The organism is Bradyrhizobium sp. ERR14, from assembly GCF_014198235.1.
In the GTDB taxonomy this organism is placed as follows: Bacteria; Pseudomonadota; Alphaproteobacteria; order Rhizobiales; family Xanthobacteraceae; genus Bradyrhizobium.
In genome coordinates, this window is record NZ_JACIHD010000004.1 from 495,700 (window position 1) to 512,188 (window position 16,489).

8 protein-coding genes are annotated in these 16,489 nt (G+C 63.2%); all 8 read left to right on the forward strand.

The features are described from left to right. Nucleotides 1-443 precede the first annotated feature (443 nt). The 8 genes from rplJ to rpsG all read left to right on the forward strand — a co-directional run bounded on the left by rplJ (nt 444) and on the right by rpsG (nt 16,474). A complete protein-coding gene (rplJ, locus tag GGD62_RS15655) occupies nt 444-962 on the forward strand; it encodes a 50S ribosomal protein L10 (protein WP_018322254.1) in 519 nt (172 codons plus the stop codon). Nucleotides 963-1,016: 54 nt separating this feature from the next. Next, nucleotides 1,017-1,394: a 50S ribosomal protein L7/L12 gene (rplL, locus tag GGD62_RS15660; RefSeq protein WP_018322255.1), complete on the forward strand. Its 378-nt coding sequence runs from the start codon at nt 1,017-1,019 to the stop codon at nt 1,392-1,394. Nucleotides 1,395-1,877: 483 nt separating this feature from the next. Then, nucleotides 1,878-5,996, forward strand: a complete 4,119-nt coding sequence (gene rpoB, locus GGD62_RS15665) for a DNA-directed RNA polymerase subunit beta (RefSeq protein ID WP_018322256.1) — start codon at nt 1,878-1,880, stop codon at nt 5,994-5,996. 129 nt (nt 5,997-6,125) lie between these two features. Further along, nucleotides 6,126-10,322 (forward strand): DNA-directed RNA polymerase subunit beta', encoded by a 4,197-nt coding sequence (gene rpoC / locus GGD62_RS15670; RefSeq protein WP_018322257.1) that lies wholly within the window; start codon nt 6,126-6,128, stop codon nt 10,320-10,322. Nucleotides 10,323-10,513: 191 nt separating this feature from the next. After that, a complete protein-coding gene (locus tag GGD62_RS15675) occupies nt 10,514-12,574 on the forward strand; it encodes an FAD-dependent oxidoreductase (protein WP_183708985.1) in 2,061 nt (686 codons plus the stop codon). Nucleotides 12,575-12,709: 135 nt separating this feature from the next. Beyond that, complete coding sequence (locus tag GGD62_RS15680; protein WP_092260221.1) at nt 12,710-14,737, forward strand: ABC transporter ATP-binding protein; 2,028 nt, start codon at nt 12,710-12,712, stop codon at nt 14,735-14,737. An 879-nt stretch (nt 14,738-15,616) separates the two neighbouring features. Next, a complete protein-coding gene (gene rpsL / locus GGD62_RS15685) occupies nt 15,617-15,988 on the forward strand; it encodes a 30S ribosomal protein S12 (protein ID WP_007603006.1) in 372 nt (123 codons plus the stop codon). Between the two features lie 15 nt (nt 15,989-16,003). Continuing rightward, complete coding sequence (gene rpsG, locus GGD62_RS15690; protein WP_018322260.1) at nt 16,004-16,474, forward strand: 30S ribosomal protein S7; 471 nt, start codon at nt 16,004-16,006, stop codon at nt 16,472-16,474. The last annotated feature ends 15 nt before the right edge of the window (nt 16,475-16,489 follow it).

A 16,489-nucleotide genomic window follows, 5' to 3' on the forward strand; every position in this document is an offset into this window, starting at 1 on the left:
GTGCACGCATTCCGAAAACCGAAGACTGGAGATCATTCCTTTCAGGACGTCCGCAAGGATTTGCCCGAAAAGGAAGAAAAACCCGTCGGCTGGTGGGGTGCGGGCAGAGGTCGGGCGGTTCGCCGGCTGACCTTGTCCTGTCCAAGACTGCAGGCGCCCGCGGGAAGTTTCGACTTCTCAAAGGCTTAATCGCATGGCCTGCATAGACGGGTGAAGACCGGATTTCACTTCGCGTCCAGCTTTAAGGGCTGGTTTGCGGAACGGGTCTGGTTCGGACCTCGACACGCCGTGGGCCCAAGGGCTCCCGGAGGGCAGGCTTTGAATCGTCGTCGTGCCCGGCGTGTCCGAAGGGTTTTGCCCCGAGGTTCAGGTTTGGGTGGGACGATGGGTGCAACCCGGCGGTCCCGCTTTTCGCGATGACCGCCAACCGGAGAGAGCTTGCTGTGGAACGAGCGGCAAAAAAAGAGGCGGTCGAACAGCTCAATGAGGTCTTCAAGACCACGAGCGTCGCGGTCGTTGCTCAATATTCCGGCCTCACCGTCGCCCAGATGCAGAAGCTGCGCCAGCAGATGAAGCAGGCGGGCGCTGCGGTGAAGGTCTCGAAGAACCGTCTCGCCAAAATTGCTCTTGAAGGCACTGACGTCGTTGCCATCGGCCCCATGCTGAAGGGGCCGACCGTGATCGCCACTTCGAACGATCCGGTAGCGGCGCCAAAGGTCGCCATCGAATTCGCCAAGGCGAACGAAAAGTTCGTCATCGTCGGCGGCTCGATGGGGAAGACCGTCCTGAATGTCGACGGCGTGAAGGCGCTTGCCTCGCTGCCGTCGCTTGATGAACTGCGCGGCAAGATCGTCGGCCTGCTTGTGGCCCCGGCGACCAAGCTCGCTCAGCTCGCCAATGCGCCCGCGGGCAAGCTCGCGCGCGTCATCCAGGCTCATGCCTCAAAGGGCGAAGCGGCCTGACGCCCTTCGCAAAACTCAAACCCGAACCAGACTTACACGTAAGGAAACTGAACAATGGCTGACTTGCAGAAGATCGTTGACGACCTCTCGAGCCTCACCGTGCTCGAAGCTGCTGAACTGGCGAAGCTCCTCGAAGAAAAGTGGGGCGTTTCGGCTGCCGCGGCTGTCGCCGTGGCCGGCCCGGCTGGTGGTGGCGCTGCCGCCGCTCCGGCGGAAGAGAAGACCGAGTTCACGGTCGTTCTCGCCAGCGCCGGCGACAAGAAGATCGAGGTCATCAAGGAAGTCCGCGCCATCACCGGCCTGGGCCTGAAGGAAGCAAAGGACCTCGTCGAGGGCGCGCCGAAGCCTGTCAAGGAAGGTGTGAACAAGGACGAGGCCGATAAGATCAAGGTCCAGCTCGAGAAGGCTGGCGCGAAGGTCGAGCTCAAGTAAGCACCGCTTACTGACGAGGTCTCGGGCGAGCGTAAGCAGGCCCGGGATCCTGGCTTGCCCTTCAAAAAGGGGTCGGCCTGATGCAAAAGGCGTGCGACGGAACGTCCCGACGCAGGCCGAACACGAAAAAGTGTGGGGATTTGAGGGTTCGCCCCTCGAATCTCCACTATTGTCGCCCCATATCGGTTCGGCAGCACGAAAGCGCGGTGGGCAGGGATGCCGGATTCCCTGTAAGCCGTTGGGAGAGCAGGCTATTTCGGGCTTTTGCAGTCCGTGAAGACGATCGTTGTGACGGGCGGGCGCGCACCAGCGCCCCGCGCGTCGTTTTGCGTTTTGAAGGTCTGAAGAACAGATTCAGGACATTTTCGCCTGAAGCTGAGTCTCCGGCCCCCAAAACGGGTTCGAAAAATTCAACCCGGGGAGCGGTGGCAGCCGCGTCCCGGACGGTTCGCCCAGAGCGGGCGACGAAAATGAGAGGCCACGATGGCGCAGCAGACATTCACCGGTCGCAAACGCGTTCGCAAGTTCTTCGGACACATCAAGGAAGTCGCCGAGATGCCGAACCTCATCGAGGTTCAGAAGGCGTCCTATGACCAGTTCCTGATGGTCGATGAACCCCAGGGTGGCCGTCTCGACGAGGGTCTGCAGGCGGTGTTCCGCTCGGTGTTTCCGATCTCCGATTTCTCGGGCACCTCGATGCTGGAATTCGTCCGCTACGAGTTCGAGCAGCCGAAATACGACGTCGACGAGTGCCGCCAGCGCGGCATGACCTTCGCGGCCCCCCTCAAGGTGACGCTGCGCCTCATCGTGTTCGATATCGACGAGGAAACCGGCGCGAAGTCGGTGAAGGACATCAAGGAGCAGGACGTCTACATGGGCGACATTCCGCTCATGACGATGAACGGCACCTTCATCGTCAACGGCACCGAGCGCGTCATCGTCTCGCAGATGCACCGCTCGCCCGGCGTGTTCTTCGATCACGACAAGGGCAAGACCCATTCCTCGGGGAAGCTGCTGTTCGCTGCTCGCGTGATCCCGTATCGCGGCTCCTGGCTCGACATCGAGTTCGACGCCAAGGACATCGTCTATGCGCGTATCGACCGTCGCCGCAAGATTCCGGTGACGTCGCTGATGTTCGCCCTCGGCCTCGACGGCGAGGCGATCCTGTCCACGTTCTACAAGAAGATCCTCTACAAGCGGACCAAGGAAGGCTGGCGCGTTCCGTTCGACGCCAACCGTTTCCGCGGCTACTCGACCATCAACGACCTGATCGATGCCGACACCGGCAAGGTCGTGCTCGAGGCCGGCAAGAAGCTCACGGTCCGCGCCGCCCGCCAGCTCCAGGAGAAGGGGCTGAAGGCGCTGCGCATGGCCGATGAGGAGCTGGTCGGCAACTACATCGCCGAGGACCTCGTCAACCCGAAGACCGGTGAGATCCACGCCGAAGCCGGTGAGGAAATCACCGACAAGTCGATGAAGGTGCTCAACGAGCACGGCTACAAGGAATTGCCGCTGCTCGACATCGACCACGTCAATGTCGGCGCCTACATCCGCAACACGCTCTCGGCCGACAAGAACATGACGCGTGAAGACGCGCTGTTCGACATCTACCGCGTGATGCGTCCGGGCGAGCCGCCGACGCTGGATTCGGCGCAGGCCATGTTCCAGTCGCTGTTCTTCGATGCCGAGCGCTACGACCTCTCCGCGGTCGGCCGCGTCAAGATGAACATGCGCCTCGACCTCGATGCGCCCGACACCCAGCGCACGCTGCGCAAGGAAGACATCCTCTCCGTCATCAAGACGCTGGTGGACCTGCGCGACGGCAAGGGCGAGATCGACGACATCGACCATCTCGGCAACCGCCGCGTGCGCTCGGTCGGCGAGCTCATGGAGAACCAGTACCGCATCGGCCTCCTGCGCATGGAGCGCGCGATCAAGGAGCGCATGTCCTCGGTCGACATCGACACGGTCATGCCGCAGGACCTGATCAACGCGAAGCCGGCGGCTGCCGCCGTGCGCGAGTTCTTCGGCTCCTCGCAGCTCTCGCAGTTCATGGACCAGACCAACCCGCTGTCGGAGATCACCCACAAGCGTCGCCTGTCGGCGCTTGGACCGGGCGGTCTGACCCGCGAGCGTGCCGGCTTCGAGGTGCGCGACGTGCATCCGACGCATTACGGCCGCATCTGCCCGATCGAGACGCCGGAAGGTCCGAACATCGGCCTGATCAACTCGCTCGCGACCTTCGCGCGCGTGAACAAGTACGGCTTCGTCGAGACGCCGTATCGCAAGGTCAAGGACGGCCGCGTCACCGACGAGGTCGTGTACCTCTCGGCGATGGAAGAGGGCCGCTACACGGTCGCGCAGGCCAACGTGCCGCTCGACCCGAAGGGCCGCTTCACCGAAGACCTCGTGGTCTGCCGTCACGCCGGCGAAGTCTTGCCGGTGACGCCCGACAAGGTCGACTACATGGACGTGTCGCCGAAGCAGCTCGTTTCGGTGGCCGCGGCGCTGATCCCGTTCCTCGAGAACGACGACGCCAACCGCGCGCTGATGGGCTCGAACATGCAGCGCCAGGCGGTGCCGCTGGTTCGCGCCGAGGCGCCGTTCGTCGGCACCGGCATGGAAGGCGTGGTTGCGCGTGACTCGGGTGCCGCGATCGCGGCGCGCCGTTCGGGCGTGATCGACCAGATCGACGCCACCCGCGTCGTCATCCGCGCCACGGAAGATCTCGATCCGACCAAGTCGGGCGTCGATATCTACCGCCTGATGAAGTACCAGCGCTCGAACCAGTCGACCTGCATCAACCAGCGTCCGCTGGTGAAGGTCGGCGACATCGTCAAGAAGGGCGACATCATCGCCGACGGTCCGTCGACCGATCTCGGTGAGCTCGCGCTCGGCCGGAACGTGCTCGTCGCGTTCATGCCGTGGAACGGCTACAACTTCGAAGACTCGATCCTGCTCTCCGAGCGGATCGTGAAGGAAGACGTGTTCACCTCGATTCATATCGAAGAGTTCGAGGTGATGGCTCGCGACACCAAGCTCGGACCCGAGGAAATCACCCGCGACATTCCGAACGTCTCGGAAGAAGCGCTGAAGAACCTCGACGAAGCCGGTATCGTCTACATCGGTGCGGAAGTCCGCGCCGGCGACATCCTGGTCGGCAAGATCACGCCGAAGGGCGAGAGCCCGATGACGCCGGAAGAGAAGTTGCTGCGCGCGATCTTCGGCGAGAAGGCTTCCGACGTTCGCGATACCTCGCTGCGCGTTCCCCCGGGCGTGCAGGGCACGATCGTGGAAGTGCGCGTGTTCAACCGTCACGGCGTCGACAAGGACGAGCGTGCGCTGGCGATCGAGCGGGAAGAGATCGAGCGTCTGGCCAAGGACCGCGACGACGAGCAGGCGATCCTGGACCGCAACGTCTACAACCGTCTTGCCGAGCTCCTCGAGGGGCGGCAGGGCATTGCCGGCCCGAAGGGCTTCAAGAAGGACACCAAGATCACCCGTGCGGTGCTCGAGGAGTACCCGAAGTCGCAGTGGTGGCTGTTCGCCTCGCCGAACGACAAGCTGATGGCCGAGATCGAGGCCATGCGGAAGCAGTACGACGAGTCGAAGAAGGGGCTTGAACAGCGCTTCCTCGACAAGGTCGAGAAGCTTCAGCGCGGTGACGAATTGCCGCCCGGCGTGATGAAGATGGTCAAGGTCTTCGTCGCGGTGAAGCGCAAGATCCAGCCCGGCGACAAGATGGCCGGCCGCCACGGCAACAAGGGCGTGGTGTCGAAGATCGTGCCGATCGAGGACATGCCGTTCCTCGAAGACGGTACGCACGCCGACATCGTGCTCAACCCGCTCGGCGTGCCTTCGCGCATGAACGTCGGACAGATCCTCGAGACCCATCTCGGCTGGGCCTGCGCCGGCCTCGGCAAGCGTATCGGCCAGACGGTCGATGCTTACCTGTCGAAGCAGGACATCAAGCCGCTGAAGGAAACCTTGAAGAAGGTCTACGGCGAGGACGAGACGATCAAGTCGCTCAACGACAACGAACTGATCGAGCTCGGCCACAATCTCAGCCGCGGCGTGCCGATCGCGACGCCGGTGTTCGACGGCGCCAAGGAAGCCGACATCGAGGAGATGCTGAAGCTTGCCGGCCTGGACGCGTCGGGTCAGTCGACCGTCTATGACGGCCGCACCGGCGATGCCTTCGATCGCAAGGTGACGGTGGGCTACATCTACATGCTCAAGCTGCACCATCTGGTCGACGACAAGATCCATGCGCGTTCGATCGGTCCGTACTCGCTCGTCACCCAGCAGCCGCTGGGCGGCAAGGCGCAGTTCGGCGGCCAGCGCTTCGGCGAAATGGAGGTGTGGGCGCTCGAGGCTTATGGCGCGGCGTACACGCTCCAGGAGATGCTGACGGTGAAGTCGGACGACGTCGCCGGCCGTACCAAGGTGTACGAGGCGATCGTGCGCGGCGACGACACGTTCGAGGCCGGTATTCCGGAATCGTTCAACGTGCTGGTCAAGGAAATGCGCTCGCTCGGCCTCAACGTCGACCTGCACAACTCCAAGATGGGACCGGCACCGACGTCGGAAGCGGCCGAGTAATTCGACCTGTCATGCCCGGCCTTCGCGGCCGGGCACCGGCGCCCCGTCCGAGGCCTTGAGGGCAGGGCGCCCTGCTTGAGTGATTTTCGAATTTGCGGCCGGAGGCGACCGGCACGCGAGGAGAAGACGATGAACCAAGAAATTATGAATCTCTTCAACCCGACGACGCCGGCTCAGGTCTTCGACCAGATCCGGATCTCGATCGCGTCTCCAGAGAAGATTCTGTCCTGGTCCTACGGCGAGATCAAGAAGCCGGAGACCATCAACTACCGCACCTTCAAGCCCGAGCGCGACGGCCTGTTCTGCGCCCGCATCTTCGGGCCGATCAAGGATTACGAGTGCTTGTGCGGCAAGTACAAGCGCATGAAGTACAAGGGCATCATCTGCGAGAAGTGCTCGGTCGAGGTCACGCTTTCGCGCGTCCGGCGCGAGCGCATGGGCCATATCGAGCTCGCAGCGCCCGTCGCCCACATCTGGTTCCTGAAGTCGCTGCCCTCGCGCATCGGCCTCCTGCTGGACATGACGCTGAAGGATCTCGAGCGGATCCTCTACTTCGAATACTACGTCGTGCTCGAGCCGGGCCTCACCGCGCTGAAGGACCGCCAGCTGCTGTCGGAAGACGAGTATCTGAAGGCGCAGGACGAGTACGGCCAGGACAGCTTCACCGCCATGATCGGCGCGGAAGCGATCCGCGAGCTGCTCAAGGGCATGGACCTCGAGAAGCTCGAGGCGACCTTGCGCCTCGAGATGCAGGAGACCGACTCCGACATCAAGCACAAGAAGCTCGCCAAGCGCCTGAAGATCGTGGAAGCGTTCCGCCACTCCGGCAACAAGCCGGAATGGATGATCATGACCGTGGTCCCGGTGATCCCGCCGGACTTGCGTCCGCTGGTGCCGCTCGACGGCGGCCGCTTCGCGACCTCGGACCTCAACGACCTCTACCGCCGCGTCATCAACCGCAACAACCGCTTGAAGCGGCTGATGGAGCTGCGCGCGCCCGACATCATCATCCGCAACGAGAAGCGCATGCTTCAGGAAGCGGTCGATGCGCTGTTCGACAACGGCCGCCGCGGCCGCGTCATCACGGGCGCCAACAAGCGCCCGCTGAAGTCGCTCGCCGACATGCTCAAGGGCAAGCAGGGCCGCTTCCGCCAGAACCTGCTCGGCAAGCGCGTCGACTATTCGGGCCGTTCGGTGATCGTGGTCGGTCCCGAGCTGCGCCTGCATCAGTGCGGCCTGCCGAAGAAGATGGCGCTCGAGCTGTTCAAGCCGTTCATCTATTCGCGGCTCGACGCCAAGGGCCTGTCCACCACGGTGAAGCAGGCCAAGAAGCTGGTCGAGAAGGAGCGGCCCGAGGTCTGGGACATCCTGGATGAGGTCATTCGCGAGCATCCGGTGCTGCTCAACCGCGCACCGACGCTGCATCGTCTCGGCATCCAGGCGTTCGAGCCCGTGCTGATCGAGGGCAAGGCGATCCAGCTTCACCCGCTGGTCTGCTCCGCGTTCAACGCCGACTTCGACGGCGACCAGATGGCCGTGCACGTCCCGCTGTCGCTCGAAGCGCAGCTGGAAGCGCGCGTCCTGATGATGTCGACCAACAACATCCTGCATCCGGCGAACGGACAGCCGATCATCGTGCCGTCGCAGGACATCGTGCTCGGCCTCTACTACGTCTCGATCATGCGCGAAGGCCTGCCCGGCGAGGGCAAGGTGTTCGGCGAGATGGCCGAGCTCGAGCACGCGTTGCATGCGAAGGTCATCCACCTCCACACCAAGATCAAGTACCGGTGGGAAGGCGTCGACGAGACCGGCAAGATCTCGAAGCGCTGGATCGAGACCACCGCCGGCCGCGTCATGCTCGGCAATTTGCTGCCGAAGAACCCGCGCGTCCCCTACGAGATCATCAACAAGCTGATGACCAAGCGCGAGATCTCGGGCGTCATTGACCAGGTCTACCGCCACTGCGGCCAGAAGGAGACGGTGATCTTCTGCGACCGCATCATGGCGCTCGGCTTCTACAACGCGTTCAAGGCCGGCATCTCGTTCGGCAAGGACGACATGGTCGTGCCGAATTCCAAGTGGAAGATCGTCGACACCACCCGTACGCTGGCGAAGGATTTCGAGCAGCAGTACAACGACGGTCTGATCACCCATGGCGAGAAGTACAACAAGGTCGTCGACGCCTGGTCGAAGGCCACGGAAGAAATCGCCAAGGCGATGATGAAGGAGATCTCCGCCACCAAGAAGACGGCGGCCGGAGCGGATGCCGACATCAACTCGATCTACATGATGGCTCACTCCGGTGCCCGCGGTTCGCCGGCCCAGATGCGCCAGCTCGCCGGCATGCGCGGCCTGATGGCCAAGCCGTCGGGCGAGATCATCGAGACGCCGATCATCTCGAACTTCAAGGAAGGCCTCTCGGTGCTCGAGTACTTCAACTCGACCCACGGCGCCCGCAAGGGTCTCGCGGACACCGCGTTGAAGACCGCGAACTCGGGCTACCTGACCCGTCGTCTCGTCGACGTCGCGCAGGACTGCATCATCACGCAGAGCGACTGCGGCACCAAGCTCGGCATCAAGATGCGCGCCATCGTCGATGCCGGCACCGTGGTTGCTTCGCTCGGTTCGCGCATCCTCGGACGCACGGCCTGCGAAGACATCCGTGACAGCTCGGGCAAGGTGATCATCAAGCGCGATACGCTGATGGAAGAAAGCCATCTGGACGCCATCCAGCAGGGTGGTGTGCAGGAGGTGAAGATCCGCTCGGCACTGACCTGCGAACTCGTCAACGGCATCTGCGGCAAGTGCTACGGCCGCGACCTCGCCCGCGGCACGCCGGTCAACCACGGCGAAGCGGTCGGCGTCATCGCGGCGCAGTCGATCGGCGAGCCGGGCACCCAGCTCACGATGCGTACGTTCCACATCGGTGGTGCGGCGCAGCTCAACGAGCAGTCGTTCGTCGAAGCCAATTTCGACGGCAAGATCGTGATCCGGAACAAGGCCATCGCCCGCAACAGCGAAGGTCACCTGGTCGCGATGGTGCGCAACATGGTGGTGGCGATCGTCGATGCCGACGGCACCGAGCGTGCGACGCACCGTGTCCAGTACGGCTCGCGCCTGCATGTCGACGAAGGTGACATGGTCAAGCGCGGCCAGCGCGTCGTCGAGTGGGATCCCTACACCCGTCCGCTCCTCACCGAGGTCGAAGGTACCATCGGCTTCGAGGATCTGGTCGAGGGGCAGTCGATCTCGGAAACGCTCGACGAAGCCACCGGTATCGCCAAGCGCGTGGTCATCGACTGGCGCTCGACCCGCGGCGGCGCGGACCTGCGTCCGGCCATCGTGGTCAAGGGCAAGGACGGCAAGGTGCTCAAGCTCGCCCGTGGCGGCGATGCCCGCTACATGCTGTCGGTCGATGCCATTCTCTCGGTCGACGTCGGAGCCAAGGTCAATCCGGGCGACATCCTCGCCCGTGTCTCGACCGAGAGCGCCAAGACGCGTGACATCACCGGCGGTCTGCCGCGGGTGGCGGAACTGTTCGAGGCACGGCGTCCGAAGGATGCGGCGATCATCGCCGAAATCGCGGGCACCATCCGGTTCGGGCGCGACTACAAGAACAAGCGTCGCATCTCGATCGAGCCGATGGACAAGACCGACGAGCCGCGCGAGTACCTGATCCCGAAGGGCAAGCACATCCACCTTCAGGACGGCGACGTCGTCGAAAAGGGCGACTTCATCGTGGAAGGCAACCCGGCACCGCACGACATCCTTGCGGTCAAGGGCATCGAGGAACTGGCGGCCTACCTGGTCAACGAAATCCAGGAAGTCTACCGGCTCCAGGGCGTGCTCATCAACGACAAGCACATCGAGGTGATTGTCCGTCAGATGCTCCAGAAGGTGGAAGTCACCGACCAGGGCGATACGGACATGATCTCGGGCGAGCAGGTCGACAAGATCGAGTTCGACGCGCTGAACGAGAAGGCCAAGGAAGAGGGCAAGAAGCCCGCCACGGGGACGCCGGTTCTGCTCGGCATCACCAAGGCGAGCCTCCAGACCCGCTCCTTCTTCTCGGCGGCCTCGTTCCAGGAGACCACCCGCGTCCTCACGGAAGCGGCGGTCAACGGCAAGGTCGATCCGCTCGAAGGCCTCAAGGAGAACGTCATCGTCGGCCGGCTGATTCCGGCAGGCACCGGCGCCTCCATGGCCAAGATTCGCGAAGTCGCCATGAAGCGCGACAAGCTGATCCTGGACGAGCGCGAGAAGCAGGCGGCGGTCGTGTCGCCCGCGCCGGAAGCGGAGCTTCCTGCGCTGCCGCCCGCGGAATGATCGTTCATCCGTAGGACTACCGAGGACAATGAAAAGGCCGGCGAAAGCCGGCCTTTTTGTTGCTTTGCTTGTCTGTTGCGATGCGGGATCAACCTTTGTTCATCTTTCCTTCAGGCGCAAAAGCGCTTCTGCTAGGAGAGTTTAGACCGGTGGTCCCGTGAAGGGGGCGGGCCGGAGACCACGGAACTCACATGCTTGATCTCGCAATCGTAGGCGGCGGCCCCGGCGGGCTGATGAGCGCTTGGTATCTGAAGCGCAAGCTCGGCGACCTCTGTCGCGTCACCATCTACGAGGCCTCCGATCGGCTCGGCGGCAAGATCGTCACCCGCAAGTTCGATTCCGCGCCCGCGATGTACGAGGCCGGCGTTGCCGAGATCTACGACTACTCGATGACCGGGCCGGACCCACTGCGCGAGCTGATCCAGCATTTCGGGCTGCAGACGATTCCGATGGACGCCGAGCAGGTGCAGTTCGGCGGCGAGCTGCTCAACGACGTGCCGGGCATGCGTCGCAGATACGGCGCCAAGACCGCCGCGGCGATCGAGGCGTTCCGCAAGCGCTGCACTGAAGCGATGTCGCCGATCGAATATTACGAGGGCGTCGGCGCGCACGACAACGAGAATCCCTGGGCCTACAAGACCGCCGAGCAGGTGCTCGACGAGGAGGTCGAGGACGAAACCGCAAAGCGCTTCTTCAAGGTGATGGCGCGCTCCGACATCGCTACCGAGAGCCACAACACCAACGGCCTCAACGCGCTCAAGAACTATCTGATGGATGTCGACGGCTATATCGGCCTCTACTCCATCCAGAACGGCAACGAGCAGCTGATCGAGTGCCTGCAGTCGGAGGTCAATGCCGACATCCAGCTCAACCACCGCGTCCTTGCCGTCGGCAAGGCGCCGACCGGCCGCTACCAGCTCAAGATGATGAACGGCAAGGGACCGGAGACCCGCGACTTCGATCTCGTGCTGGTCTGCCTGCCGCATTCCTGGCTCGCCACCATGGGGTGGGAAGGCGAGCAACTCCGCAAGTCGATGGTCAAGCACGTTTCTTACTTCGACCGTCCCGCGCACTATTTGCGCGTCTCGATCCTGTTCGACACGCCGTTCTGGGGCGAGAAGATTCCAGGCGCCTGGTTCATGTCGGAAGCCTTCGGCGGCTGCTGCGTTTACAACGAGGGCGCGCGCCACGACGTCGGCAAGCACGGCGTGCTGAACTGGCTGATTCCCGGCTCCGACGCGCTGGCCTTCGCCAATCTGTCGGACCAGGAGCTGATCGATGCCGCGCTGAAATCGCTGCCGGCCTCGCTGGGCGATGCGCGCCTGCATTTCATGGAAGGCAAGATCCACCGCTGGCTGTCGTCGGTGAACGCTATACCGGGTGGCCTGCCGGTACGCGACGTCATGACCAATCACCGGCCCGAGCCGAAGGAGCATCCCGGCATCGTGGTGGTCGGCGACTATCTGTTCGACTCGACGCTGAACGGGCTGCTCGACTCCTCGGACGCGGCGACCGACATCATCCTGACCGAGATGATGCGCCTGCGCCGCGAGCGCGCGCAGGACGACAAGCCGCTCTCCGACAAGATCGATCGTGACTATTTCGAGAATTATCGCGGCCTCGGCCCCTATCACGAGGCGTGGCGGCACTTCACCGATCCCGATTACCTCACCCGACTGCTCGGCATCGTCTGGGGCAAGACGAAGGGCACCAGGCTGCTCGTCGCGGGCTCGGCCAGCGGCGAATTGGTCGGCGCGCTGCGCGAGCGAGGCATCGATGCCTTCGGCATCGAGAGCAACCGCGCCATCCACGCCAGAACGCCGAAGGCGCTGAAGAAGTACAACAAGCTCGGCTCGATCACCGACATGCCGTTCAAGGACGGCGCGTTCGACTTCGTGTTCGAGACCAGCCTTTGCCACGTTTCCCCGAAGCAGGTGGTCCGCGCAATCAAGGAACTGAACCGCGTGGTCAAGACCGGCCTCGTGTTCGGCTCGATTACCTCGGACATGGCGCCGGCGCTGATCGACCGCTACGACCTCCTGCGCGGGGTCAAGAAACTCGGCACCTGGTGGGAATGGTCCGAGCTGTTCTTCGGCAATGGTTTCGACCTCTCGATGCACCGCAAGGACTGCACCGATGCGCTCTGGGAGGCCACGCTCGCCGCCAACAAGGGGCCGGGGCAGTGGTACGCCGACGCCGACAGTCTGCGCTATTCCTTCTTCGACAAGGTCGAGGACGAAGACGAGGACTAGCCGCGGGGCGCGCGTCGAATTCGCCAATTGTTTTGCCGAATTCATCCTGATCGCATAGAATCGGGTTCAATAGCGGCTTGCCGCTATGTTCTGCTTTCTCTGCGGTCATGCCGGCCGTCAGCATCGGTTGGTTTCATGGCATCCAAGCCTCTTTCGCCCGACAAACAGAAGCTCGCCGCCGAAGAGGCGGCCGAGCTCGACGACAAGCTCGCCTCGGCTGCCAAGCCGGACCTCGAAGACGACGAGGACGCCGAAGACGAGGCGGACGACGAGCTGGAGCTCGACGACGACGATGAGGATGAGGACCTCGTCGTCTTCACCGCGCGCGAGGCCGCCGGCGCGCTCGCGACCATCGTCGGGTTCGTCAAGCCGTTCCTGGCGAACTACAAGCGGATGCTGTCCTTCGTGGCGTTCGGCGTCTGCGTCGAGACGCTGTTCAACGTCATCATGCCGCTCAGCCTCAAGTTCCTGATCGACGACGCGCTCGGCGAGGAGGATTTCCAGGCGCTGTACAAGATCCTCGGCGTGCTCGCCGTCGCCGGCATCTTCACCTCGATCGTCGCGGTCTGGTACGAGCGCTGGGACGCGCGGCTGGCGGCCTGCATCATCTCCGACGTCCGCAAGCGCCTGTTCGAGCACGTTCAGGACCTGCCGGCGGCCTATTTCGGCCGCACCAAGCGCGGCGAGATCCTGTCGCGCTTCTCCGTCGACCTCTCGGCCTTCGAAGGCTCGGTCAAGACGTTTGCCAACAGTGCCGCGCTGCCCTTTCTGGAATTGGTTGCCGGCATCATCCTAATGGTGTTCCTGAACTGGCAGCTCGCGGCGGTCGCGCTGCTCGTGTTCCCGATCACACTGATCGGTCCGCGGATCCTGACGCCGAAGGCGGTGCAGGCCAATTACGAGCAGAAGCTCAACGAAAGCGCGCTGCTCGGCATGGTGCAGGAGAACGTGGCGGCGCAGGCCGTGATCAAGGCGTTCAGCCTGCAGCGCAAGATGTTCGGCTTCTTCACCTTCCGCAACGACGAGACGCGCAACAAGATCGCCTCGGCCGCGTTCCTGTCGACCATGGTGGAGCGGACGGTCACCATCTCGGTGCTGATGCTGCACCTCGTGGTGCTCGCGATCGGCGCCTATCTCGCCACCAAGGGCCAGATCACCATCGGCACCTTCGTCACCTTCGAGAGCGCGTTCTGGGAGGTCTCCTACAACATCGCTCATGTCATGCATTTCATCCCGGTGTCGATCTCCTCGGCCGCCGCGATCCGGCACATGCAGGAGCTGCTGGACGAGCCGACTCGCGCTGCCGACCGCCCCGGCGCACCCGACCTGCCGCGCATCACCAACGACATCACTTTCGATCACGTCACCTTCCAGTACGAGGGCAGCCAGACGCCGGTGCTGGACAATCTCAGCCTCAAGCTCAATGCGGGCAAGCGCATCGCGATCGTCGGCCCGAGCGGCTCCGGCAAGAGCACGTTGCTCAATTTGATCCTGCGGCTTTACGTGCCCGACGAGGGCCGCGTCACCATCGACGGTGTCGACGTCCGCAAGGTGACGCTGGATTCGCTGCGCCGGAGCATGGCGGTGGTGTTCCAGGAGAACATGCTGTTCAACATGTCGATCCGCGAGAACATCCGGCTCGGCAAGGAGGGAGCGACCGACGAGGAGGTGGAGGAGGCGGCCAAGAAGGCCGAGATCCACCGCTATATCATGAGCCTGCCGCAGCGATACGACACGCCGGTCGGTGAGCGCGGCGACACCCTGTCGGGCGGCCAGCGCCAGCGCATCGCGATCGCGCGCGCGGTCATCCGCAACCCCTCGGTGCTGCTGCTGGACGAAGCCACCTCGGCGCTGGACCAGACCACGGAAGCCGCGATCAACCGCACGCTGCTCAAGGTCGCCAAGGGACGCACCATGATCTGGTCGACCCACCGCCTGACCTCGGTGGTGGAGATGGACGAGATCATCGTGATCTCGGGGGGCAGGGCGATCGAGCGCGGCTCGCATGCCCAGCTGCTCGCCAAGAACGGGACCTATCGCAAGCTCTGGAACGACCAGATCCACCAGCCGCACGGCGCGGCGGCTCACGCCGACGACGGCAGCGACGATGAGGACGAAGACGACCTCGAGGATGATGAGGACGAGGACGACGAGGAGGAATGACCGAGCTCGCACCGATTCTATGCGGCCATCGGTGCTTGCTTGATTCTCGACGTGACGATGCGCTCTTCGGTCAGAAAAAGCCCGGTCGGATAGCTCACATGCGGATAGGTCAGGACCGTCGGAAGCCTCGCGGCCGATATCCCGGGCGTTGGTCGCGCCGGGCAACCTCCGCCGATTTTGGTGACATCCCCGCCGCCGATTGCTGCTGAAGCGGGTAGATTTGCGGCTCCCGCGTAAAAAAGCCAATGCTTCGCGACACAAAAGTACTTTTTGCCCGGATATAAATAGCCGCGCGGCTGGCGAAATGAAGGCTGCGGTCCCATATCGGAGTGGTGCGGCGAGGGCGGCAAACAGCGATTTTGACAGGCTCCTGAAGCGGTTCGTGGCTGTCGTTTCGCCTTGACTTGATCGATTCTCACTTATAGAAAGCGCCTCACTTAACGACAGGCGGTGAGCATCGCCAGCGTCGGAACGGGCCACCCGTTAGATCCCCGCGGACTAGAGCCACAAGGGATCGCTCAAGGCGGGCACCAACCTCGACGAATGCCGCTCAAACGCTGTCGCTCATAGCTAGGCAATGCCAGTGCGATTCTAGTTCTCTTGAGCTTATTCTCTTGAGATCGAATTCGGATGCATGACCTCAGTGCGCGGGCCGCGGCTTTATGCTGACCGGCCTCAATACTGCGGTCCTCTGTGGCGTCGAAGCGCTTTCCGCCCGTTGATGGGGCGGTTGGCGCGATTTCGCTTTGTGCGGATTGGTTCCGCGGAAGGCGACCTCGTCGGGCAGGTAGCTCGAAAGAATTTGCAGTCCCGGCGACGGGCTGCGGCAAGACAGCGGATCCGAAAAGGATCTGCGACAGAACAAAGGGTAAGGCCAGGATGCCGACGATCAACCAGCTGATCGCTCAACCGCGTGAAGTGCAGAAGTCGCGCAAGAAGGTGCCGGCGCTGCAGCAGTCGCCGCAGAAGCGTGGTGTTTGCACCCGCGTCTACACCACGACCCCGAAGAAGCCGAACTCGGCGCTTCGTAAGGTCGCCAAGGTGCGCCTGACCAACGGCTTCGAGGTGATCGGCTACATCCCCGGTGAGGGCCATAACCTCCAGGAGCACTCGGTGGTCATGATCCGCGGCGGTCGCGTCAAGGACTTGCCCGGCGTGCGCTACCACATCCTCCGCGGCGTTCTGGATACCCAGGGCGTCAAGAACCGTAAGCAGCGTCGTTCGAAGTACGGCGCGAAGCGTCCGAAGTAAGCGGGAACCAGGTCCATGTCTCGTCGCCACTCAGCGGAAAAGCGCGAAGTCCTTCCCGATCCGAAGTTCGGGAACATCATCGTCACGAAGTTCATGAACTCTGTGATGTACGCCGGCAAGAAGTCGGTCGCCGAAGGCATCGTCTACGGTGCGTTCGGTATCATCGAAACCAAGACCAAGCAGAACCCGCTCGGCGTGTTCGAGCAGGCGCTCGAGAACGTCATGCCGACGATCGAAGTGCGCTCCCGCCGCGTCGGCGGCGCGACCTACCAGGTTCCGGTCGAAGTTCGTTCGACCCGCCGTCAGGCGCTGGGCATCCGCTGGCTGATCTCCGCTGCGCGTGATCGCAACGAGAAGACCATGACCGAGCGGCTCTCGGCCGAGCTTCTGGACGCCTCGAACAACCGCGGGAATGCCGTCAAGAAGCGCGAAGACGTGCACCGGATGGCGGAAGCCAACCGCGCCTTCTCGCACTATCGCTGGTAACGGCGACACACGGAA

Excerpts from the sequence above, each read along its gene's own strand:
- rplL (WP_018322255.1), top strand. The coding sequence starts at position 1,017 with ATGGCTGACTTGCAGAAGATCGTTGACGACCTCTCGAGCCTCACCGTG.
- rpoB (WP_018322256.1), top strand. The coding sequence starts at position 1,878 with ATGGCGCAGCAGACATTCACCGGTCGCAAACGCGTTCGCAAGTTCTTC.
- rpoC (WP_018322257.1), top strand. The coding sequence starts at position 6,126 with ATGAACCAAGAAATTATGAATCTCTTCAACCCGACGACGCCGGCTCAG.
- GGD62_RS15675 (WP_183708985.1), top strand. The coding sequence starts at position 10,514 with ATGCTTGATCTCGCAATCGTAGGCGGCGGCCCCGGCGGGCTGATGAGC.
- GGD62_RS15680 (WP_092260221.1), top strand. The coding sequence starts at position 12,710 with ATGGCATCCAAGCCTCTTTCGCCCGACAAACAGAAGCTCGCCGCCGAA.
- rpsL (WP_007603006.1), top strand. The coding sequence starts at position 15,617 with ATGCCGACGATCAACCAGCTGATCGCTCAACCGCGTGAAGTGCAGAAG.
- rpsG (WP_018322260.1), top strand. The coding sequence starts at position 16,004 with ATGTCTCGTCGCCACTCAGCGGAAAAGCGCGAAGTCCTTCCCGATCCG.